This is a genomic window from Streptococcus sp. 27098_8_74, assembly GCF_041431705.1.
GTDB classification, from domain to species: domain Bacteria; phylum Bacillota; class Bacilli; order Lactobacillales; family Streptococcaceae; genus Streptococcus; species Streptococcus salivarius_E.
Genome location: NZ_JAPVYF010000012.1, coordinates 51,934 through 71,784, shown reverse-complemented (window position 1 = coordinate 71,784; position 19,851 = coordinate 51,934). Strand labels below are relative to the sequence as shown.

The following is a 19,851-nucleotide window of genomic DNA, read 5'->3' as shown; positions in this document are numbered from 1 at the left end:
ATCAGCGTTTTTCTTTTGTATTGATTCGTATTGAATCCTTATTTAACCTCAGTAAAGATTACGTGTTTACGCAATTTTGGTGAGTATTTTTTCAATTGAAGACGGTCTGGAGTGTTACGTTTGTTTTTTGAAGTAAGGTACAAGCGTTCACCAGATTCTTTGTGTTCAAGTGTAATATTTACGCGCATGGTATCTCCCTTCTATTATTTAGTTGCGTTAGCTTTAGCGATTTTACGTCCTTTGTAGTATCCTTTAAGTGATACACGGTGTGAACGTGAGTAATCTCCAGTTGTTTCGTCAAATTGTACTGATGGAGCAGTCAATTTGTAGTGTGTACGACGTTTGTTTTTCTTCGCTTTTGAAGTGTGACGTGCAGGTACTGCCATTTCTTTATTTCCTCCGAATTAATATTTATGTTCTTGATTTTAAATCAACTATAACAGAATAACATATCTTTTTTGTAAAGTAAAGTTACTTGACAAAAAACTTTCCAAGAAATGATATAGTTAAAAACTATATCATGCGATAACAAATACATATTTCACTGCTATAGCAGCAAGTGCTAGAATAGGCTTATTATTACATTAAGTGAAAGCATAAAAAGGAGTAAATAACTATGAGTAAAGTTCATTATCATTTTGATCATGTTGGTTCTTACCTTCGTCCACAAGCTTTAAAAGAAGCACGTGAAAAATTTGCCAATGGTGAGATTTCGCAAGAAGAATTGTTGAAAGTACAAGATGAATTGGTTAAGGAATTGGTTCATCATGAGGTAGAAAATGGTCTTCAAGTAGTTTCTGATGGTGAATTTGGTCGTTCTTGGTGGCACCTTGATTTCCTATGGAACCTAACTGGTTTTGAATCTTACCAACAAGAAGATTCATATAAATTCCATGGAGCTAAGACACGTACAACCAATGTTCGTATCAATGGTAAGATTGCCGAAAATCCTAATCATCCTTTCTATCGTGACTTTGAATATCTTAAATCAGTGACTCCTGAAGGAATTACTCCAAAAGTAACTACTCCAAGTCCATCACTCATCATTAACCGTGACCACCGTAGTGATCTTTATGCAGATTACTATGATTCATGGACAGATTTTCTTGATGATTTGGCAAAAGCTTACCATGATACCATCCAACATTTCTACGATTTGGGTGCACGTTATGTACAGTTGGATGATACGACTTGGGGTTATTTGATTCAACAGTTTGAGAATGAAAAAAATAATCCTGAGAAAACAGCTGAGTTGGTAAAAATTGCTGAGGATGATGTATACACTATCAATAAAGCCTTGGAAGGTCTTCCAGAAGATTTGACTTTGGCTACTCATATTTGTCGTGGAAACTTTAAATCAACTTATCTTTTTGAAGGTGGCTATGATTCAGTAGCTAAATATCTTGGGAAATTGAATTATGATATCTTCTTCTTGGAATACGATGATGCGCGTTCAGGTAGCTTCGCACCACTTCCAACGATTTGGAATAACCGTGATCATGTTGAATTGGTGCTTGGTGTGATTACTTCTAAGGATCCAGCTTTGGAAGATGTAGATGCTGTCATCGCTCGTATCCATGAAGCGGCTGAGCTTGTACCACTTAAGAACCTTGGTATCTCAACTCAATGTGGTTTTGCATCAACTGAAGAAGGCAATATCTTGACTGAGCAAGACGAGTGGAATAAATTACAATTGATTAAAACAATTACTGATAAAGTTTGGTCATAATAGAAAAATGTAGAGGACAGGCTCAGCTTGTTCTCTCTTTTTATGAGTATAGAAAGGAAGTGTCATGAACTATAAAGAGACAGGACAGAAGATTTTAGATGCTGTAGGAGGAAAGGAGAAAGTTCAGAATCTTGTAAACTGTGCTAAACGTTTATGTTTTACCTTAGCGGATGATAAAGTTGTTCAAACTATCTAAGGTATTGTGAGTTTGGCTAAGAGTGGTGGCCAGTATCAAGTTGTTGTTGGGAGTGATGTACCAAATGTATACCGTGCCTTGGAAGGCTTATTAGACCTAGATGAAGTGTCTAAGGAATCATCGGAAAAACAAGACAGAACTCCTCTTCAAAGCTTTTTAGCCCTTATTTCTGGGATTTTCACACCAATCTTACCGGTAATTACAGCAGCAGGGATGATCAAAGCCGTTTTGTCTCTTTTGGTTGTCTTTAAGGTAGTAGCTGTAGATGATGTTAACGATCAAGTTCTTAATTTTATTAGTGATGCTGGATTTTATTTTTTTACCTGTATTTTTAGGTGCTTCAGAAGCTCGATAGTTTAAGACAACCGCTCAATTGGGGATGTTGATTGGTGCTATTTTATTACACCCAACTTTTACGCAGATTGTGACAACTGCCAAGGAATCAGGTCATGGCGTCTCTTTCTTTAGTATTCCCCTTACATTAACTTCTTACTCATCAACGGTTATTCCTGTTATTTTGGCAGTTTGGTTTATGAGTTATGTGGAGCGCTTTGCAATTAAAATTTCATCAAAGACTGTTAAATTTTTCTTGGTGCCTATGATTACGACCTTGATCACTGCAAACGTAACACTTTTGATTTTAGGTCCAGGTACTTTAGCTTCGAATGTGGCTCAGGGGGGAGTAGCCCTTGCTATTGCTTTAAAAACTAAGGATACCAAAAAAAGTTCTGGCTTCATCTGCTGGAATTACTGCAATTTGTGGGATTACGAAACCGGCTCTTTATGGGGTAACTTTGCAAAATAAAGCTGCCGTCATAGGATCTATTGTTGCAGGGGGAGTAGGTGGCTTCTTCCTTGGTATTTTAGGTGTGAGAAATTTTGCAGGTGGTTCCCCAGGTCTCTTGACGATTGCAGCCTATATCGGTGAAGATACACTTTAATATTTTTACACAGCTATTGCAGGTCTTGTAATTTCTGTTGTGGTCTCTTTTGTTGTGACCTTCGTTCTTTATAAAGAAGATTAATGATTGTGGCAGGCCGGGAGGTCTGTTTCTTTCTTACGTTGAAAAAACCTCTACCATTTCCCAAAAGCTATGTAAATTATGATAGAATAGAGTGATTATATCTGTAATAACGGAAAAGGAGGGCAGGTCTATTTGAGACCTGTATCATCATTATGAAACTTCAAAAACCTAAGGGAACGCAGGATATTTTACCTGCTGATAGTGCTAAATGGCAGTACGTAGAAAATGTTGCACGTGAAACATTTAAGAAATACAATTATGGTGAAATTCGTACACCTATGTTTGAACATTACGAGGTCATTTCACGTTCAGTAGGTGATACAACTGACATCGTTACTAAGGAAATGTACGATTTTCATGATAAGGGAGACCGTCATATAACACTTCGTCCAGAAGGAACAGCACCGGTTGTACGCTCTTATGTAGAAAATAAACTCTTTGCGCCAGAGGTTCAAAAACCCGTTAAAGTTTATTATATTGGATCAATGTTCCGTTATGAACGTCCTCAAGCAGGACGCTTGCGTGAGTTCCACCAACTAGGTGTAGAGTGCTTTGGATCAAAAAATCCAGCCACAGATGTTGAAACCATTGCTATGGCCTACCAACTCTTTAATACGCTTGGCATCAAGGAAGTTACCCTTCATTTGAATAGCCTTGGAAATACTGAGAGTCGTCTGGCTTATCGTCAGGCCTTGATTGACTACTTGACACCAATGCGTGATACTTTATCAAAAGATAGTCAGCGCCGTTTGGATGAAAATCCTTTGCGAGTACTCGATTCAAAAGAAAAAGAAGATAAGGTTGCAGTTGAAAATGCACCCTCTATTCTTGATTATTTAGATGACGAAAGTCAAGCGCACTTTGACGAAGTGCGTGCCATGCTCGATAGTCTTAACATTCCTTATGTGATTGATACTAATATGGTACGTGGTCTTGATTACTACAACCACACGATTTTTGAATTTATTACCACTATTGATAAGTCTGAATTGACAATCTGTGCGGGCGGTCGTTACGATAGTTTGGTTGAATACTTCGGTGGTCCAGAAATAGCTGGTTTTGGTTTTGGACTTGGTTTAGAACGCTTGCTTTTGGTTCTTGATAAACAAGGTATCGAACTTCCTGTGGAAGAAAGTCTGGATGTTTACATCGCAGTACTTGGTTCAGGTGCTAATGGCAAAGCTCTTGAGTTAGTTCAAGCTATCCGCTATCAAGGATTTAAAGCTGAACGTGATTACCTTGGACGGAAGATTAAGGCACAATTCAAGTCAGCAGATACCTTCAAGGCCAAGACTGTTATCACATTAGGTGAGAGTGAAGTGGAGTCAGGTCAAGTTAATGTCAAAAATAATTCTACTCGTGAGGAAGTTACTGTAAGTTTCGAAGAGCTAACTAACAACTTTGCAGCAGTCCTCAAACAGTTAGAAAAGTAGGGGGCATATGATTAGTATAGTTGATATGCTCAAACGGAGTGAAAAGTTTAGTTTGGCTTTTGATCGTAGTATGCCTATTCGTTTCCAACAACAGTTTTGGCAGTTGATTGCTTTTCTTGATAAGCATGAAATTACTTGGTTTAATGATGAGCCTGCAAGTGATCATGCGATGTGTCAGCAATTACTTGGTCAAGTTTGGCGTCAAGATTGTCAAGATGTAGTCTTGAGTTTTGAAACTCAGGAACGTTATTTGGGATGGCAGGTAGATGAGGAAACTGATGAACTTAGTGTTATCATTGAAGATGTTTACGGTTTCCGCTGGAATAGTTTACTTGACTTAGAAACAGCTGATTATCGTTTTGAAGATTTTGAAGAGTTTGCTGAAGATTACGTGGATACTAGTGATTTGTTGAAACAATTTGGCAAATAGTTTGATAAAAAAGAAAGTCTATTAAAATTCTAACCTGAAATGGGTGGGGTTTTGATGGGCTTTTTGCTATAATAGTTAAGACTAAAAAATTAACGAAAGAAGTGTATTTATGGAACGTTCTATGTATGCCGGACGTGTTCGTAGTGAACACATCGGAACTACTATTACTTTGAAAGGTTGGGTATCTCGCCGTCGTAACCTCGGAGGTTTGATTTTCATCGATCTTCGTGACCGTGAAGGTTTGATGCAGTTGGTTGTTAACCCTGAGAATGCGGATGCAACTGTGGTTGAAACAGCTGAGAGCTTGCGTAGCGAATTTGTTATTGAAGTAACAGGAACTGTTGAAGCGCGTGAACAAGCTAATGATAACTTGCCTACAGGTGCTGTCGAACTTAAAGTTGAAGACCTTAAAGTCCTTAATACTGCCAAAACAACACCATTTGAAATCAAAGATGGTGTTGAGGCTAGTGATGATACACGTATGCGTTACCGCTACTTGGATCTTCGTCGTCCAGAAATGTTGGAAAACTTTAAGCTCCGTGCAAAGGTAACTCACGCCATCCGTAATTATCTGGATGACTTGGAATTTATCGATGTTGAAACACCAATGTTGACAAAATCTACACCAGAAGGTGCTCGTGATTACTTGGTGCCAAGCCGTGTTAGCCAAGGCCACTTTTATGCTCTTCCGCAAAGTCCCCAAATCACTAAACAATTATTAATGAATGCTGGTTTTGACCGTTATTATCAAATTGTTAAGTGTTTCCGTGATGAAGATTTGCGTGGAGACCGTCAACCTGAGTTTACACAAGTTGACTTGGAAACGTCATTCCTTAATGAGCAAGAAATCCAAGATATTACAGAGGGATTGATTGCTAAGGTTATGAAAGAAACTAAAGGGATTGAAGTTACATTACCATTCCCCCGCATGTCTTATGATGATGCCATGAATAACTATGGTTCTGACAAGCCAGATACACGCTTTGACATGCTTTTACAAGACTTGACAGAAGTTGTCAAGGGTGTAGACTTCAAAGTATTTGCTGAGGCACCAGCTGTTAAGGCAATTGTTGTCAAAGGAAATGCAGACAAATACTCACGTAAAAGTATTGACAAGTTGACAGAGTTTGCCAAACAATTTGGCGCTAAAGGTCTTGCTTGGGTTAAGATGACTGACGGAGCTCTAGCAGGTCCAGTTGCTAAATTCTTGACAAGTATTGAAGATAAGTTGACAGATGCTTTACACCTTGAAGAGAATGATCTAGTTCTTTTTGTAGCAGATACACTTGAAATCGCTAATAACACACTTGGTGCTTTGCGTAATCAAATTGCTAAAGAACTTGACATGATTGACAACACTAAGTTCAACTTCCTTTGGGTTGTCGATTGGCCAATGTTTGAGTGGTCTGAAGAAGAAGGACGCTATATGTCTGCTCACCACCCATTTACTTTGCCAACAGAAGATTCTGCAGCAGAGCTTGAAGGAGATCTTTCCAAGGTACGTGCTGTAGCTTATGATATTGTCTTGAATGGTTATGAGCTTGGTGGAGGAAGTCTACGTATCAATCATAAAGACCTACAGGAACGTATGTTGAAAGCCCTTGGTTTCTCTGAAGAATCAGCCTATGAGCAATTTGGATTCCTTCTTGAAGCTATGGACTATGGTTTCCCACCACATGGTGGTTTGGCTATCGGTCTTGACCGTTTTGTTATGCTTCTTGCAGGTAAAGATAATATCCGTGAAGTGATTGCCTTCCCTAAAAATAATAAGGCATCAGATCCTATGACTCAGGCCCCAAGTCTTGTGGCTGATAAACAGTTGGAAGAACTTGCCCTTCATGTAGATTTAGAAAATGAATAAAGCACCTCTTCATAAACATGTTAAATTTGTAGCGAAAAAGTCTGCGAAGAAAATGGGCGTTTTGCAGGCTGTACGTAGTATTTCCCGTGAAAAATATACTGAAAAAGTCTCAGCTTCTTTACTTTATGGTCTCTTATCGTCAATCGCCGTTAATTTCTTTTTTCAACCTGGACATGTTTACTCCAGTGGAGCAACAGGTTTGGCACAGGTTTTATCGGCATTGAGTGTTAGAACTTTGGGCTTTGAGATACCAGTATCATTGACTTTCTATGCGATTAATATCCCTCTCTTGATTATGGCTTGGTACAAGATTGGCCATAAATTTACAATCTTTACCTTCATTACAGTAACGATGAGCTCCCTTTTTATTCAGGTGATGCCACATGTAACCTTGACAGAGGATCCTTTGATCAATGCTATCTTTGGTGGTTTGGTCATGGGTACGGGGATTGGTTTCGGTTTAAAATCACGTATCTCTAGTGGGGGGACGGATATCGTTAGCCTCACTATTCGTAAGAAAACAGGTCGTGATGTTGGTAATATCTCCTTGATTGTCAATGGAATTATCATGGTTTTTGCGGGCATTCTTTTTGGTTGGAAATATGCTCTTTATTCAATGGTGACTATTTTTGTTTCTAGTCGAGTTACAGATGCGATTTTCACAAAACAAAAGAAAATGCAGGCTATGATTGTCACAAGTAATCCTGACCCAGTTGTAAGGATGATTCAGAAGAAACTCCACCGTGGAGTAACGCTGATTAATGATGCGGAAGGGACTTATAATCACGAAAAGAAAGCAGTATTACTGGCGATTATTACGCGTGAAGAGTATACTGACTTCAAGCATTATATGAGAAAGGCAGATCCCAAAGCCTTTGTCTCCATCGCAGAAAATGTACATATTCTAGGTCGTTTTGTTGATTTAGATGACTAACAAAAAAAGGAAGTTGACGAACGTTAGCTTCTTTTTTGTTGGAGAGAATTCTTGACGAAATGCCTGCTTGACTTTACAATATCAGTATGATTAGATTTTTAATTCCAACCGCAAAAGAAATGAAGGCCAGTAAGGAAGTTTCGTCTCAAAAATTATCCGAAAAGAGTGCGGCTATCCTAACTGAAATGGCAAAATTGTCCACAGATGAATTATCCACAGCTTATAAAATAAAGCCTGAGCAGGCTGAGAAAGAAAAGCAGCGCTGGGCTGCGATTTTATCGGGAGAAGCGAAAACCTATCCGGCTATCGAGCTTTTTAATGGACTGATGTATCGTCACATCAAACGTAGTGACTTATCCACATGTGAAAAAGAATTCTTAGACCAACAAGTATTTATCACATCTTCTTTTTATGGAATCATTCCCGCTTTTTACCCGATTCAAGAACATCGTCATGACTTTCATACGAAGATTAAGGTTGATGGTCAGTCCTTAAAAAACTATTGGCGTGCTGAATATGATCAATTTTTAGAGGAGAGTCAAGTTCCGGTTGTTTCTTTGCTTTCAAGTGAATTCGAGGATGTTTTTAGTCCAACTCTTCGTAAGCAGTTATTCACGGTTAGTTTTATGGAAGACCGCAATGGGGTTCTTAAGACTCACTCTACGATTTCCAAAAAGGCAAGAGGGGCTTTTTTGACAGCTGTTATGGAGGAGAATTGTCAAACGATTAATGATTTACGAAAATTGTCTTTTGATGAGTTTAATTATCGTGAGGATTTATCCTCTAATAATGAGCTAGTTTTTGTTAAAATTGCATAAAAAGTCTGAGTTATAAGCTCAGACTTTTTTATAGCATATCTTTACGATCGACTTGTTCATAGTTCGTTTGACCGTCATTTAGCTTGTCCCAAATAACGACTTCTCCTTGATTAAGAGATTTTTTGACATCAATAATACGTTGATTAGATGATCCTCGAAACTGGAGCATAAGGTTCTTTTTAGTGATGTCAAAGCGGCCGTCAACGAGAATGTCAACGAGTTGAAGAAGTTCTAGTTTATCAGGAGTTTCAAGCATCAACTCCTCCCAAGTATAACCAGTCCAAGACCAGATATCTTTTTCCGGGAGTTCCTCACGAATGCGTTTGACTAGGGGAATGAGAATTCCTGTGTTTAGGAAGGGTTCACCACCAAGTAGCGTGAGACCTTGTACGTAAGGTTGAGCTAGATCCCTCATGATTTGTTCTTCAAGTTCTTTAGTATAGGGAATTCCTGCCTTAAAGGACCAGGTGGCAGCGTTATAGCATCCCTCGCAATGAAACATGCAACCAGAGACGTAAAGGGAGTTACGCACGCCTTCACCATCAACGAAATTAAAAGCTTTGTAGTCAATAATACGTCCTTGGCTAAGTTCTTCAGACTTCCATTCCTGTGGTTTTGGTGTATTCCATGTCATGATTCTACTCCAAATCTATCCAATAGCGCTCAGTTTCATGGCGAATGTTCTCCAACTGGCCACCGTTGGCTAATATAACAGCTCGACTAGCAGGATTCTTGATACTACAAGTGACCAGAGCACGATGAATATTCTTGTCTTTAGCTACTTGTAAGCCTTGACGGAGTGATTCTTTCGCATAACCCTTTCCTCGTTCGGATGGACGGATAGAGTAGCCAATATGGCCCCCTTTTTCTAGTAAGTAGTCATTTAATCGGAGACGAAGGTTGAGGAAACCAAGAGCATGATCCGCTTCGTCAAAACTAACCAGCTGGATAGCAGGAACCCAGTTTTCAGGAATATTGAGTCCCGCTTCCGCTTGAATATTTTCTTCCAGCCACTCTTCATAAACAAAATTGTCGGGGTTCCAAAATCCACCATCATGAGCAGATTGCTCCCTTTCAAATTCAGCCATCATCTCTAAGATAGCTTCTTTATCTGTTTGACTCGGTCGGCGTAAGATCATATTATTTCTTCTTTCCAGCTTTTTTCAAAAGGGCTTGGACACGTGCTTTTTTATCGTTTTTTACAGTTGCATTTTTTTCGTGGTAACGTTCCACTTGTTGCATACCTTTATAATCTAACTGATATTTTCCCATTATATTCCTTTCTAAAAATGAAATAAGCAAAGCAGTTGGAAGGTATCATCCAGCTGCTTCTAGTTTATTATAATGTATTCTAGGTCTTATTAAAGGTGTTTACCTTCATATTTTATGGTTGAACCGTTCATGTGTTTGACTCGAGCAGAGATTTCTTTGTGGCGTCCTTTAACCATTGGGCGTGCCTGTGGATTTCCTAGATAGCCGCAAGTACGTTTGACAACATCAACTGTTTTAGGATCTGTGTTGCCACAGTTAGGGCACATGAATCCACGTTCTGTTGGGGTGAAGTCTCCTTCAAAATCACACTTGTAGCATTTATCAATTGGAGTATTCGTTCCGAGGTAACCGACACGGTCATAAGCAAAGTCCCAGACAGCTTCGAGTGCCTTTGGATTTTGCTGGAGGACTGGATATTCGCAGTAATGGATGAATCCACCAGTTGCGCCAGCTTCTGGGTAAGCTTTTTCGAATTCTAATTTTTCAAATGGTGTTGGATTTTTACGAACATCGTAGTGGAAAGAGTTGGTGTAATATTCTTTATCTGTGATATCAGTCACGACACCGAACTTTTCAGTATCCAAACGACAGAAACGATCCGTTAAACTCTCTGATGGTGTTGAATAAACAGAGAAATGATAATCATATTCGTCAGACCAACTTTCACAAGCATTTTTCATAGATTTAACGATATCTAACGTGAACGCTTTGGCTTCTGGATTAGTCTCCCAGTCACTACCATAAAAAACAGATGCTACTTCATAAAGCCCAATATAACCAAGTGATACGGTTGCACGACGATGTTTGAAGAGTTGATCTACATTGTCGAATTTACCCAGACGTTGGCCAAAGGCCCCGTACTGATAAAGAATAGGTGCATTAGCAGGTGTAGCTTCTTTGACACGTTCAACTCGGTAGATGAGTGCATCTTTGGCAATTCCCATTCTTTCTTCAAAAATTTCCCAAAATTTATCTTGGTCTCCCTTAGATTCTAGGGCAATTCGAGGAAGATTAAGGGTTACAACACCCAGATTCATTCGTCCAGAATTAACTTCAATACCATTTTCATCCTTCCACCCTTGTAGGAAGGAACGACATCCCATAGGAGCTTTAAAGGAACCTGTCAATTCAACGATTTTGTCATATGACAAGACATCTGGATACATACGCTTTGTTGCACATTCAAGAGCTAGTTGCTTAATATCGTAGTTAGGTGAGCTAGGCTCTAAGTTGAGTCCACGTTTTAAGGTAAAAATGAGTTTAGGGAAAATGGCAGTACGGTGTTCGGAGCCAAGTCCTAAAATACGAACTTGTAGGATAGCCTTTTGGATTTCACGCTCAAACCAGTTTGTCCCTAAACCGAAACCGAGAGAGGTAAAGGGAGTTTGTCCATTCGAAGTGAAAAGCGTATTAATCTCGTATTCAAGAGATTGCATAGCATCGTAGATATCTTTACGCGTTTTGGCGCGTGCATAGTCTTCACGTTTTTCTTCAGCTACCCACTCTTTAGCATCAGCTAAGTGTTTTTTGTAGTTAAGTTCTGCGTAAGGAGCTAAAAACTCATCGATACGGTCTGCAGTACAGCCACCATATTGACTAGAGGCAACATTTGCGATGATTTGTGAAATTTGTGCTGTTGCAGTTTGAATGGATTTAGGACTCTCAACTTCAGCGTTACCAATTTTAAAACCATTTGCCAACATGCCTTTGAAGTCAATCAAACAACAGTTGGTCATAGGTGTGTAAGGGCTGTAGTCTAAATCGTGGAAATGGATATCTCCCTTTTGATGAGCATTTGCTACGTGTGGAGGAAGCATCTTAAGTCCTACAGATTTTCCGACAATTCCTGCGGTTAAATCACGTTGCGTATTGTAAAGATCGCTATCTTTATTAGCATTTTCATGAACAACAGCCTGGTCTTTATTAACAAGTTTACTAATGGTGAAATTGATGTCAGTAGCCTGAGAACGCTCAAAATCACGTTTGGTACGATAGTTGATATATTCTTGAGCGATAGCATATTCGTTAGCTTCGAGTAACTCGTGCTCTACTATGCTTTGGATTTCATATATTTTGATATTTTGAGTGAAGCGGTCATTGATTTCAGCAACAATACGGTTGGCAATTCCCTCCAACTTTGCTTCAATCAAGGGTGTGATAGGTGTAATAGCCTCACTTGCTTTTAGGATAGCCTCATATATTTTACTTGAATCAAAGACAACCATACGACCATCACGTTTGATGACTTTGATATCAGGGTTGATTGTAACCTTTTCTTTTTCTAATGTAATCATCTAAAAATCACCTCGTTACTAATTATAGCACTAGGCAAAAAAAAATCAATATATTGTGGTATATTTTTATCTTAACCACTATATATTGATTTTTCGACCTATTTTAGGACGTAAACAGTGTATCGTTCAACGCCTTTTACAGGGGCTTTTTTATAGTTTTTTGAAAGTGTAGATTTAACATCAGAAGGTAGTTGTGTATCTTGTTGGACAACGATATATTGTGCTGAATCTTGGATAATAGTATCTGATAGAGCTTTCTGATGACTAGATTTAGCTGTGTTAAGTTCTGGAAGAACAAATTGTGAGGCTGCTTTACGACTGCTTTCCAAATAAATTTTTGCTGATGAATCGTAAACGTAGATAGTTTCATCTTTTTTGGTATTTTTAGCGAGGTAATTTGCAACAGTACTACGTTCAGTATTATTTCCTAAATTAAATAGGAACATAATGATTGGCATCGCGAAAGCAAATGCAAAGACTGCAATAGGTAAGAAGTAATTACGACTAAGGAATATACCAAAAACTTTAAGTGTGTGAATCTGGTTACCATTACGACGTCGGTGAGAAGTTCGCTCTGCTCTCTTTTTAATAGCATCATCTAAAGAAAGTGCTGTCAAGACTAGACCATAAGGTACGATGTTGAGAATACTGTAAAGCCCAAAACTTTGAGAGAACAAGCTGTAAACCACTGTAAAGATAAAACTAAGGAGTAGTACCCACTTGATGCTCTTATCTTTAGCATCGCCAAGAAGGTGGTTGCTTGTAGTCAGTGCACCAATAAGTAATCCAGAGCCGATGACAGCAAAACTTTGGTAAGCTAACGTAAGTAGAAAGTCATTTTTTTCTACAGCAAGTTGTGTAAAGTTGTAAACCAAAACTTGGTTAATATAGTCCGATGTAATTTGTAAATTCAGGATAAAGTAAAGACATAGATACAATACTAGAATGTTACCAAAAATAATACAAAGAACTTGATAAAAACCACGAGCAAAGTGTTTGTTGACAAGGTTGTAAACGAAGATTGTCACAAGTGACAATATCCAGAAAATAAGAGTTCGAGCTTCAAAAAGAGCTCCCGCAGTGCCAGCGAAGCCGTAAAGAATAAAGGCTTCATCACGACTGTGACCCGCAAAGTAACGAGTTAAGAAGAAGATAGCACCTAGGACAAAAGGCATAGCAAATTGGATAGGGTAGAGCCCACCAAAACCAAGTGTTCCATTAGTGACATAGAAAATAATACTAATTAGAGTGGCAATTTCCTTCTTGTTTGTCATGTGCATGACAGTCTTGTAAAGGTAACTTCCAGAAAGATAGTAGCTAAGGAATTGAATAGGAATCAGCCAAAGAGTTGATCCTAAACGGAAAGCCAGAGAAACTAGTAAGTAATAAAAGAAGCCGCCTGTCGCAAAAAAGTCAGAGTAGGGTAAGCTACCATTGGCAAACATTTTTGCAATGTAAAGGTTTTGAGACTGTATATTATTGGCAAAGTCTGTAAAGCAGGGAACTGATATACTAAAAATACTCAAAATCAAACTGAGAATCAGGATATGGCCTTTATGCTTCCATGGAAGTGAAATCTTAGTTTTTTTCTCTATTTGAGACGAATTGGATTCTTCTGTATGTCCCTGAATTGCCACTTCAATCTTTTCGGATTGATTATCTTGTATATGAGATTGATGGTGGCTTCGATGATAACCTTGGTAGCCACTTGAATCTAAAGTATTGTCTTCGTTGTATGGACTCACAATTAAACTCCTTTGTTGACATTTGGATAGTTATAAATAAAAGGGTCTTATCCCCTAATTGTCTTATTTAAAGTATATCAGATAATACCATTTAGTCAATTTTCCTCTAATTTCTTACATTTAAGAAAAAAATATCTAAAAAAGAGACTGAGATACAATATCCCAATCTCTTTTTAACAAGTCATTTCTTTGCCTATGGCATTGATTATTTTTTAGTTTTCATCGATGAAGCTATTGAAAACTTCTTCAATCATATCCCATTCAGCATCTGAATCTTCAGGGATTGGTTGAAGGTCGCCTTCAGTACCGTCTTCATTTTCAGTGAATGAGTATGCTTGGATTTCAATTTCTCCATTAGCATCTTCTTCAGCACCAGCTGGTACCAAAAGAACATAGTTTTTACCAAATTCTTCGCGTCCATCAATAGTCAACAAGATTTCAAAAAGTGTTTCATTTCCTTGTTCGTCTACTAAAGTGATGACTTCATGATCATGGTTGTGGTCGTGATTGTGTGACATATTGTTCTCCTTTTTGTAGAGAGCACTGAATAGTGAGGAAATCTAGTATATTGCTTGGCAATTTACTAGATTGTCACTTGACTATTAGGTCTCTATTACACTTTCTTAAAACATTCGATCGAGGTAGTTTTGTAGAATAAGTTGGGCAGCTAATTTATCAATAACTTTTTTACGTTTACCACGGCTGACATCTGCTTGTTCAACCAACATACGCTCGGCTTGAACAGTTGTCAAGCGTTCGTCTTGGTAATCTACAGGAATTCCAAAGATTTCCTTGATTTTGTCACCATAGGCTTTGCTTGCCTCAACACGTGGTCCTTCAGTGTTATTCATATTTTTAGGAAGACCAACAACAAATTTTTCTACCTTATATTCTTTAACGAGCTCGCCTAGTCGGTCGAAACCAAACTCTTCAGCCTCCTCGTCAATTTTGATAATTTCAACGCCTTGGGCTGTAAAACCGAGGGGATCACTAATCGCAACACCTACTGTTTTTGAGCCAACATCAAGTCCCATTACTCGCATTAGAGGTCAATTCCATTTCCTTTAAGATAATAGCGAACGAGTTCTTCAACGATTTCATCACGTTCGTATTTACGAATCTGGTTACGGGCGTCATTATAACGCGGAACATAAGCAGGGTCACCGCTCAGAACATAACCGACAATTTGGTTGATAGGATTATAACCTTTCTCAGCCAACGAACGGTAGACATTTGTCAAAGTATTACTGATTTCATCTTTGCTACCGTCGTCTAGGTTGAAACGAACAGTTTCATCTGTAAATCCCATACTGACACCTTCTTTCTATAAGAATTATCTGTTAGTTCTTTATTATAACATAAGTATAGCCAAAAGGGAAAGACGATGAACAAAAAAAGAGACGACTGAAGTCATCTCTCTTAATATCCAATAAGATTAAACGCGTTCAACTTTACCAGATTTAAGCGCACGAGCTGAAGCCCAAACTTTTTTAGGTTTACCATCAACAAGGATAGTAACTTTTTGAAGGTTAGGTTTAACGGCACGTTTAGTTTTGTTCATAGCGTGTGAACGGTTGTTTCCAGAAACAGTTTTACGTCCTGTAAAGTAACATACTTTAGCCATTTCGTGTTTTCCTCCTAGGTAGAATTTATTACGGATGTGCTAGCACCACATACCAAAACATTCTATCATAAGAATTTAGGTTTGACAAGAACTATTTATAATTTCTTTTTATAACAAAATAGTATATGCTTATTATAATAAGAAAAAATCAGTTGAAAAAGGAGAGAAGATGCCAGATAATCTTGCTCTACGCATGCGTCCACGTACAATTTCAGAGGTGATTGGTCAGAAGCATTTGGTTGGTGAAGGTAAAATTATTCGCCGTATGGTAGAAGCGAATATGCTGTCGTCAATGATTCTCTACGGACCACCAGGAATCGGGAAGACCTCAATAGCTAGTGCTATTGCAGGAACAACAAAATTTGCTTTTAGAACCTTTAATGCTACAGTTGATAGCAAGAAACGCCTGCAGGAAATTGCGGAAGAGGCTAAATTTTCAGGTGGCTTAGTTCTGCTCCTAGATGAGATTCATCGTTTAGATAAAGCTAAACAAGACTTTTTATTACCACTCTTAGAGAATGGTAATATTATCATGATTGGGGCTACAACGGAGAATCCGTTTTTTTCTGTAACACCAGCCATCCGTAGTCGTGTACAAATATTTGAGTTGGAACCACTCTCTAACGAGGATATTAAGGAAGCTATCCTAAGTGTTTTAGAGGCCAAGGAGCGTGGTTTTGACTTTGATGTCCAGTTAGATGATGATGCTCTAGATTTTATTGCTACAGCTACTAATGGTGATCTACGTTCGGCTTATAATTCGTTGGATCTAGCTGTCATGTCGACGCCAGCTTCAGAAGATGGGCTTCGCCATATTACTTTAGATACAGTGGAAAATAGTTTACAACGTAGCTATATCACCATGGATAAAGACGGTGATGGACACTATGATGTGCTCTCTGCTTTGCAAAAATCTATTCGAGGCTCTGATGTTAATGCCAGTCTTCATTATGCAGCGCGTTTGGTTGAAGCAGGAGATCTCCCTAGTCTAGCGCGGCGTTTGACTGTGATTGCATACGAGGATATTGGTTTAGCTAATCCTGATGCGCAAGTTCACACGGTTACAGCTTTGGAAGCTGCACAGAAAGTAGGTTTCCCAGAGGCGCGTATTTTGATAGCCAATGTAGTTGTTGACTTAGCTTTATCTCCTAAGTCGAATTCGGCTTATATGGCTATGGATGCTGCCTTGGCAGACCTTAGAAAATCAGGAAATTTACCGATTCCTCGTCATTTGAGAGATGGACACTATGCTGGAAGCAAGGAACTGGGCAATGCACAAGATTACAAGTATCCCCATGCTTATCCTGAAAAGTGGGTCAAGCAACAATACCTTCCGGATAAATTAAGAGGTGTGAATTATTTCCAACCCAATGAAACCGGGAAATATGAAAGAGCTCTTGGAGCTAATAAAGAACGGATTGATAAGTTATCTAGGTAATACGAGAGGAATCAACGAAAACGATTGCAAAAAAATTGATTTTTCCTCTTGCAATAATTTTCAAAAGTGGTATTATAAAAACATAGAAATTGCTGTGGTATACGAATCCACATATAAGTGTTGACCGACTAATTTTTGTATTATCGGGAGACAGAGGTCTATTAACAGTGTGCAGGCTGGCTCACCCAGAAGCAACTGAAGTTAGTAGCGAGTCGCCCACCTGCTTTTTTACGTCGCGGGTTCAATACAAACCGTGGATCATCGGTACCAATACAGCATCCAGCCTCCTTAGCTCAGTTGGTAGAGCAGTGGACTCTTAATCCATGGGTCACAGGTTCGAGCCCTGTAGGGGGCATCAAACTCCAACAGTAAAAGCCTTGATAACCAAGGCTTTTTTGCTTGTCTTAAGAGCATTTGCCCCATCGTTTGCCCCACATTTTTTTATGAGCAATCTTTCCAGATATCTCTGATTTGATTAAATTCCTCAAAAATTTTCTCTTCTAAAGTGTGTCCATATACTTCTACCAACATTGAAATATCTCTATGCCCTAGAATTTTTGCAATAACTCCAAGGTCAAACCCTTTGTGCCAGAGGTAGCTTCCATAGGTGTGACGTGCTCCTTTTGTCGTGATAATTGGATAAATGTCCAACTCATTTAAGAGAACACTCAAAGCTTTATTGACGCTTGCAATATCTGGAACTGAATGAATATATCCAAAATGTTGAAAGATCATTCGATATCGATTTTTGATTCCTAACTCCATGTTTGCTCTTTCTTGCTCCGTTTGTAAAAGGCGCAAAATTTTGATACATTCTTCGTCTATCGGTACCATACGAATAGACGTTTTGTTTTTTGGAGGGACAAATTTATGAGAAAGGGTATTAAACCTCCTATATGTTTTTAGCAGTCCTCTGTCAAAGTCAACTTCATTCCAAGTTAACGCTATTAACTCTCCAAACCTCATGCCTGTTTTTAATAGAAAATAGATGATATAAGGAACAATTGAACGTTGGTAATCAAATTTTTTCTTTACTGCTAAAAGTAAATCCAGATAGTCCCTTTCTGTATGTAAATATTTCTCTTCTGTCATCTGTTGTTCTTTGGATGAAAATAACTCGACATGTTGTGTAAAATCATCTATTAGAACTTTGTCGGCAATTGCCATTTGGATGCTCTGATGAATCCCAGTATTCAATCTACCAAGAAAATTTCTACCAACTGTTTGTCCATACTTATTCATAATTCTTTGGTATTCACTCGCACGAATTTGAGTGACTTTTTTATTTCCAAATAATCTTTCAATTGTGTTTTTACGGAGAAGATATTTTTTCTTTGTCTCTTCCGATCTACTACTCGGTAGAATTTTTAGTTCAAGCCATTCTTGATATAGATCGACAAGAGAAATATCTCTAGAAATTCTTTTCCCTAAACGAAGTTCTTGCAGAATCGGTTCAGCTTCTGACTCTGCAAGTTTTTTTGTTTTAAAACCGCTATTATGAGCAACAGTTTTTCCTTCGTTACGAATTTCATAGGTCCATAAGTTACTATCTCCTCGCTTTCGATAACGAACACTTGCCATATTACGCCACCTCTGTTCCTAGAATCTCATTTACAACACTTTTTGGAACAACCATCAAACGTTTGCGATTATAAAATGTATAGCCTCGTGATACAAGTAATTCTCTTGCCTGATGAATGATATCATTCGCTGTATGAGGGCGATAGCCCATTTCAATTAATTCTTTGTTACTAATTAAATTATTATCCATAGTTATCCTCCTTAATTATTTTCTAAATTCAGAAACTCGCCTACAAGTAGTTTTAATTCTGTATTTAATTTAGGGAGATTCTGTATTAATACTTCTTTTAATTCTTCCGCAAATTGGTTCGTTTCTTCTCTCAATAATTTGCGGACTCTTGTTTTTTTCTTTTTGATGCTGTCAGATTTTAAATTTGGAAAAGCTAATGATAACAGTTCAGGATTATTGAGAAAGATAATTGTAAATGCTCTTTGCTCTACTCGAATATGTTCTAGCTTATAAAATCCGAAATTATCAAGTCGATTCATAATATCTTGGACCATCTCCTCACCAATCGCTTTGGTTCTGAGTTGGAACTCCAGTCTCCACCAAAACGGATTTACAGCCAAATCTAGCTTCTCTTCGCGCTTATGAGCAATGATTTCTTTGTTCTTATCATATAACCTAACTTGTACATTACTACCGCTAGAACCCCAATATTTCGTCTCTAATTCGCCCCCTCGACCATAGAAGACCTTATGGGTAACACCACCTTTAATATGTTGCAAATTAACGATTTCAGGCCTGTTAAAAATGTCAAATGCCAAATCAAAACGAGACAAACGTACCGTCAATGAATTCAATCTAGCAAAGTACATTAATTGTCGCCATACTTTCATTCCATCAAATTCTTTTAAAGTATTAGGATTGAAATCAATTCGAATCAATTGTTCACCTCCATAAGTGGATAATTGAAAAAATATAATATTGATCGAATCATACTCATTAAAAACTTTAGCTAAAGTAAAGACATCATCTCGAACATTATCATATATTTCAAATGAGTCAACTCTTGTACTTATTGCCTGTTTCAGATTTTTGAAAATTCGTCTTAGGGAACCAGTGTCTGTATCCCAGATAACCGTTAATCTATCAATACTGACATCTAACATCTGTACTAATTCTCCTATTTCACATCGTTCTTGAATGCTTCTTAAATCTTGTAAAGAAACCAACAAAATTGTCCCCCCTTCTTTTAGATTTTTTAGGTCTCAGAAACACCGTCAAATCAACGTTTGCTCGTTCCGTCGTTCTTTGGACGTTGTCCTAAGTGTACCTTTTTGCTGGCTGTTAGAATAGCCAGCTTTTGCTTGGCTAGAAATTGTCTGGACGACAGTCTGCAGGACTTCGCCTGACTTCCCGTCAGGCTCGTCCCTTGACCTTGTCCACACAATTTCTAGCTCCAAGGCTTCGAATAGTCATAAGTCATAGTCTCGCCCTCAACTTCCTCCTCACTCACTGTCCTTAAAC

26 protein-coding genes, 1 tRNA gene and 1 other RNA gene are annotated in these 19,851 nt (G+C 38.3%); 13 read left to right on the top strand and 15 right to left on the bottom strand.

Annotated elements, in window-relative coordinates:
* Positions 1-38: 38 nt before the first annotated feature.
* Positions 39-188 carry a 50S ribosomal protein L33 gene (gene rpmG, locus O3670_RS06370; RefSeq protein WP_002262412.1) on the bottom strand — a complete coding sequence of 50 codons (150 nt, stop codon included), beginning with the start codon at positions 186-188 and terminating at the stop codon, positions 39-41.
* A 15-nt stretch (positions 189-203) separates the two neighbouring features.
* Positions 204-386 (bottom strand): 50S ribosomal protein L32, encoded by a 183-nt coding sequence (gene rpmF, locus O3670_RS06365; RefSeq protein WP_002892130.1) that lies wholly within the window; start codon positions 384-386, stop codon positions 204-206.
* A gap of 230 nt (positions 387-616) precedes the next feature.
* Between rpmF and O3670_RS06360 the strand changes: the two genes are divergently transcribed.
* From O3670_RS06360 to yaaA, 10 genes are all read left to right on the top strand, one after another.
* Entirely contained in the window at positions 617-1,729 is a 1,113-nt protein-coding gene (locus O3670_RS06360; RefSeq protein ID WP_371595903.1) for a vitamin B12 independent methionine synthase, read from the top strand.
* A gap of 64 nt (positions 1,730-1,793) precedes the next feature.
* Complete coding sequence (locus O3670_RS06355; RefSeq protein ID WP_229056610.1) at positions 1,794-1,925, top strand: PTS transporter subunit EIIB; 132 nt, start codon at positions 1,794-1,796, stop codon at positions 1,923-1,925.
* A gap of 12 nt (positions 1,926-1,937) precedes the next feature.
* Positions 1,938-2,285 carry a PTS beta-glucoside transporter subunit IIABC gene (locus O3670_RS06350; RefSeq protein ID WP_371595900.1) on the top strand — a complete coding sequence of 116 codons (348 nt, stop codon included), beginning with the start codon at positions 1,938-1,940 and terminating at the stop codon, positions 2,283-2,285.
* Positions 2,286-2,304: 19 nt separating this feature from the next.
* Positions 2,305-2,730, top strand: a complete 426-nt coding sequence (locus O3670_RS06345; RefSeq protein WP_371595904.1) for a PTS transporter subunit EIIC — start codon at positions 2,305-2,307, stop codon at positions 2,728-2,730.
* Entirely contained in the window at positions 2,720-2,866 is a 147-nt protein-coding gene (locus O3670_RS06340) for a hypothetical protein (protein WP_227039390.1), read from the top strand. Before O3670_RS06345 ends, O3670_RS06340 begins: the two co-directional genes overlap by 11 nt.
* A 236-nt stretch (positions 2,867-3,102) precedes the next feature.
* Positions 3,103-4,383 (top strand): histidine--tRNA ligase, encoded by a 1,281-nt coding sequence (gene hisS / locus O3670_RS06335; RefSeq protein ID WP_175057854.1) that lies wholly within the window; start codon positions 3,103-3,105, stop codon positions 4,381-4,383.
* 7 nt (positions 4,384-4,390) lie between these two features.
* Positions 4,391-4,813, top strand: coding sequence for a hypothetical protein (locus O3670_RS06330; protein ID WP_002892121.1), 423 nt, complete (start codon positions 4,391-4,393; stop codon positions 4,811-4,813).
* A gap of 109 nt (positions 4,814-4,922) precedes the next feature.
* A complete protein-coding gene (gene aspS / locus O3670_RS06325; RefSeq protein WP_013991302.1) occupies positions 4,923-6,674 on the top strand; it encodes an aspartate--tRNA ligase in 1,752 nt (583 codons plus the stop codon).
* Entirely contained in the window at positions 6,667-7,608 is a 942-nt protein-coding gene (locus O3670_RS06320) for a YitT family protein (protein ID WP_002885781.1), read from the top strand. Before aspS ends, O3670_RS06320 begins: the two co-directional genes overlap by 8 nt.
* 86 nt (positions 7,609-7,694) lie before the next feature.
* Positions 7,695-8,426, top strand: a complete 732-nt coding sequence (gene yaaA / locus O3670_RS06315; protein WP_002885850.1) for a peroxide stress protein YaaA — start codon at positions 7,695-7,697, stop codon at positions 8,424-8,426.
* A 28-nt stretch (positions 8,427-8,454) separates the two neighbouring features.
* Here the strand turns inward: yaaA and nrdG are convergent, their stop codons facing one another.
* The 9 genes from nrdG to rpmB all read right to left on the bottom strand — a co-directional run bounded on the left by nrdG (position 8,455) and on the right by rpmB (position 15,361).
* Entirely contained in the window at positions 8,455-9,060 is a 606-nt protein-coding gene (gene nrdG / locus O3670_RS06310; protein ID WP_002885801.1) for an anaerobic ribonucleoside-triphosphate reductase activating protein, read from the bottom strand.
* A gap of 4 nt (positions 9,061-9,064) precedes the next feature.
* Entirely contained in the window at positions 9,065-9,565 is a 501-nt protein-coding gene (locus O3670_RS06305) for a GNAT family N-acetyltransferase (protein WP_002885693.1), read from the bottom strand.
* A 1-nt stretch (position 9,566) separates the two neighbouring features.
* Positions 9,567-9,698, bottom strand: coding sequence for a hypothetical protein (locus O3670_RS06300; protein ID WP_002885877.1), 132 nt, complete (start codon positions 9,696-9,698; stop codon positions 9,567-9,569).
* Positions 9,699-9,787: 89 nt separating this feature from the next.
* A complete protein-coding gene (gene nrdD / locus O3670_RS06295) occupies positions 9,788-11,992 on the bottom strand; it encodes an anaerobic ribonucleoside-triphosphate reductase (protein WP_048790913.1) in 2,205 nt (734 codons plus the stop codon).
* 98 nt (positions 11,993-12,090) lie between these two features.
* On the bottom strand, positions 12,091-13,737 hold the full coding sequence (locus O3670_RS06290; protein WP_164332303.1) for a hypothetical protein: 1,647 nt from the start codon (positions 13,735-13,737) through the stop codon (positions 12,091-12,093).
* A 212-nt stretch (positions 13,738-13,949) separates the two neighbouring features.
* Positions 13,950-14,255, bottom strand: a complete 306-nt coding sequence (locus O3670_RS06285) for a DUF1292 domain-containing protein (protein WP_002887079.1) — start codon at positions 14,253-14,255, stop codon at positions 13,950-13,952.
* Between the two features lie 105 nt (positions 14,256-14,360).
* Entirely contained in the window at positions 14,361-14,780 is a 420-nt protein-coding gene (ruvX, locus tag O3670_RS06280; protein ID WP_002887078.1) for a Holliday junction resolvase RuvX, read from the bottom strand.
* Complete coding sequence (locus tag O3670_RS06275; RefSeq protein WP_002885737.1) at positions 14,780-15,046, bottom strand: IreB family regulatory phosphoprotein; 267 nt, start codon at positions 15,044-15,046, stop codon at positions 14,780-14,782. The genes ruvX and O3670_RS06275 overlap by 1 nt, the downstream gene beginning before the upstream one ends.
* A 126-nt stretch (positions 15,047-15,172) precedes the next feature.
* The gene (rpmB, locus tag O3670_RS06270) at positions 15,173-15,361 is read right to left on the bottom strand and encodes a 50S ribosomal protein L28 (protein WP_002885786.1); all 189 of its coding nucleotides are present in this window, start codon (positions 15,359-15,361) and stop codon (positions 15,173-15,175) included.
* Between the two features lie 169 nt (positions 15,362-15,530).
* Here rpmB and O3670_RS06265 point away from each other — a divergent pair, with 169 nt between their 5' ends.
* The 3 genes from O3670_RS06265 to O3670_RS06255 all read left to right on the top strand — a co-directional run bounded on the left by O3670_RS06265 (position 15,531) and on the right by O3670_RS06255 (position 17,154).
* The gene (locus O3670_RS06265; RefSeq protein ID WP_073686023.1) at positions 15,531-16,799 is read left to right on the top strand and encodes a replication-associated recombination protein A; all 1,269 of its coding nucleotides are present in this window, start codon (positions 15,531-15,533) and stop codon (positions 16,797-16,799) included.
* 86 nt (positions 16,800-16,885) lie between these two features.
* Positions 16,886-17,081: non-coding RNA, 6S RNA (gene ssrS, locus O3670_RS06260), on the top strand.
* Positions 17,082-17,154: transfer RNA gene (locus O3670_RS06255), tRNA-Lys, on the top strand.
* An 86-nt stretch (positions 17,155-17,240) separates the two neighbouring features.
* On the opposite strand, the gene O3670_RS06250 is transcribed toward O3670_RS06255, so the two are convergent.
* From O3670_RS06250 to O3670_RS06235, 4 genes are read right to left on the bottom strand one after another with little or no spacing between them, the layout of a single operon-like run.
* The gene (locus O3670_RS06250; protein WP_037601275.1) at positions 17,241-18,380 is read right to left on the bottom strand and encodes a site-specific integrase; all 1,140 of its coding nucleotides are present in this window, start codon (positions 18,378-18,380) and stop codon (positions 17,241-17,243) included.
* Between the two features lies 1 nt (position 18,381).
* Entirely contained in the window at positions 18,382-18,570 is a 189-nt protein-coding gene (locus tag O3670_RS06245) for a DUF3173 domain-containing protein (protein WP_000369785.1), read from the bottom strand.
* Between the two features lie 11 nt (positions 18,571-18,581).
* Positions 18,582-19,559, bottom strand: coding sequence for a replication initiation protein (locus O3670_RS06240; protein WP_037601278.1), 978 nt, complete (start codon positions 19,557-19,559; stop codon positions 18,582-18,584).
* 45 nt (positions 19,560-19,604) lie between these two features.
* Positions 19,605-19,787: a hypothetical protein gene (locus O3670_RS06235; protein ID WP_080702562.1), complete on the bottom strand. Its 183-nt coding sequence runs from the start codon at positions 19,785-19,787 to the stop codon at positions 19,605-19,607.
* Positions 19,788-19,851: the final 64 nt, after the last annotated feature.

Excerpts from the sequence above, each read along its gene's own strand:
- rpmG (WP_002262412.1), bottom strand. The coding sequence starts at position 188 with ATGCGCGTAAATATTACACTTGAACACAAAGAATCTGGTGAACGCTTG.
- rpmB (WP_002885786.1), bottom strand. The coding sequence starts at position 15,361 with ATGGCTAAAGTATGTTACTTTACAGGACGTAAAACTGTTTCTGGAAAC.
- O3670_RS06305 (WP_002885693.1), bottom strand. The coding sequence starts at position 9,565 with ATGATCTTACGCCGACCGAGTCAAACAGATAAAGAAGCTATCTTAGAG.
- nrdD (WP_048790913.1), bottom strand. The coding sequence starts at position 11,992 with ATGATTACATTAGAAAAAGAAAAGGTTACAATCAACCCTGATATCAAA.
- ruvX (WP_002887078.1), bottom strand. The coding sequence starts at position 14,780 with ATGCGAGTAATGGGACTTGATGTTGGCTCAAAAACAGTAGGTGTTGCG.
- nrdG (WP_002885801.1), bottom strand. The coding sequence starts at position 9,060 with ATGACATGGAATACACCAAAACCACAGGAATGGAAGTCTGAAGAACTT.
- O3670_RS06330 (WP_002892121.1), top strand. The coding sequence starts at position 4,391 with ATGATTAGTATAGTTGATATGCTCAAACGGAGTGAAAAGTTTAGTTTG.
- O3670_RS06345 (WP_371595904.1), top strand. The coding sequence starts at position 2,305 with ATGTTGATTGGTGCTATTTTATTACACCCAACTTTTACGCAGATTGTG.
- O3670_RS06245 (WP_000369785.1), bottom strand. The coding sequence starts at position 18,570 with ATGGATAATAATTTAATTAGTAACAAAGAATTAATTGAAATGGGCTAT.
- yaaA (WP_002885850.1), top strand. The coding sequence starts at position 7,695 with ATGATTAGATTTTTAATTCCAACCGCAAAAGAAATGAAGGCCAGTAAG.
- O3670_RS06265 (WP_073686023.1), top strand. The coding sequence starts at position 15,531 with ATGCCAGATAATCTTGCTCTACGCATGCGTCCACGTACAATTTCAGAG.
- O3670_RS06250 (WP_037601275.1), bottom strand. The coding sequence starts at position 18,380 with ATGGCAAGTGTTCGTTATCGAAAGCGAGGAGATAGTAACTTATGGACC.
- O3670_RS06360 (WP_371595903.1), top strand. The coding sequence starts at position 617 with ATGAGTAAAGTTCATTATCATTTTGATCATGTTGGTTCTTACCTTCGT.
- O3670_RS06355 (WP_229056610.1), top strand. The coding sequence starts at position 1,794 with ATGAACTATAAAGAGACAGGACAGAAGATTTTAGATGCTGTAGGAGGA.
- rpmF (WP_002892130.1), bottom strand. The coding sequence starts at position 386 with ATGGCAGTACCTGCACGTCACACTTCAAAAGCGAAGAAAAACAAACGT.
- O3670_RS06275 (WP_002885737.1), bottom strand. The coding sequence starts at position 15,046 with ATGGGATTTACAGATGAAACTGTTCGTTTCAACCTAGACGACGGTAGC.
- hisS (WP_175057854.1), top strand. The coding sequence starts at position 3,103 with ATGAAACTTCAAAAACCTAAGGGAACGCAGGATATTTTACCTGCTGAT.
- O3670_RS06300 (WP_002885877.1), bottom strand. The coding sequence starts at position 9,698 with ATGGGAAAATATCAGTTAGATTATAAAGGTATGCAACAAGTGGAACGT.
- O3670_RS06320 (WP_002885781.1), top strand. The coding sequence starts at position 6,667 with ATGAATAAAGCACCTCTTCATAAACATGTTAAATTTGTAGCGAAAAAG.
- aspS (WP_013991302.1), top strand. The coding sequence starts at position 4,923 with ATGGAACGTTCTATGTATGCCGGACGTGTTCGTAGTGAACACATCGGA.
- O3670_RS06285 (WP_002887079.1), bottom strand. The coding sequence starts at position 14,255 with ATGTCACACAATCACGACCACAACCATGATCATGAAGTCATCACTTTA.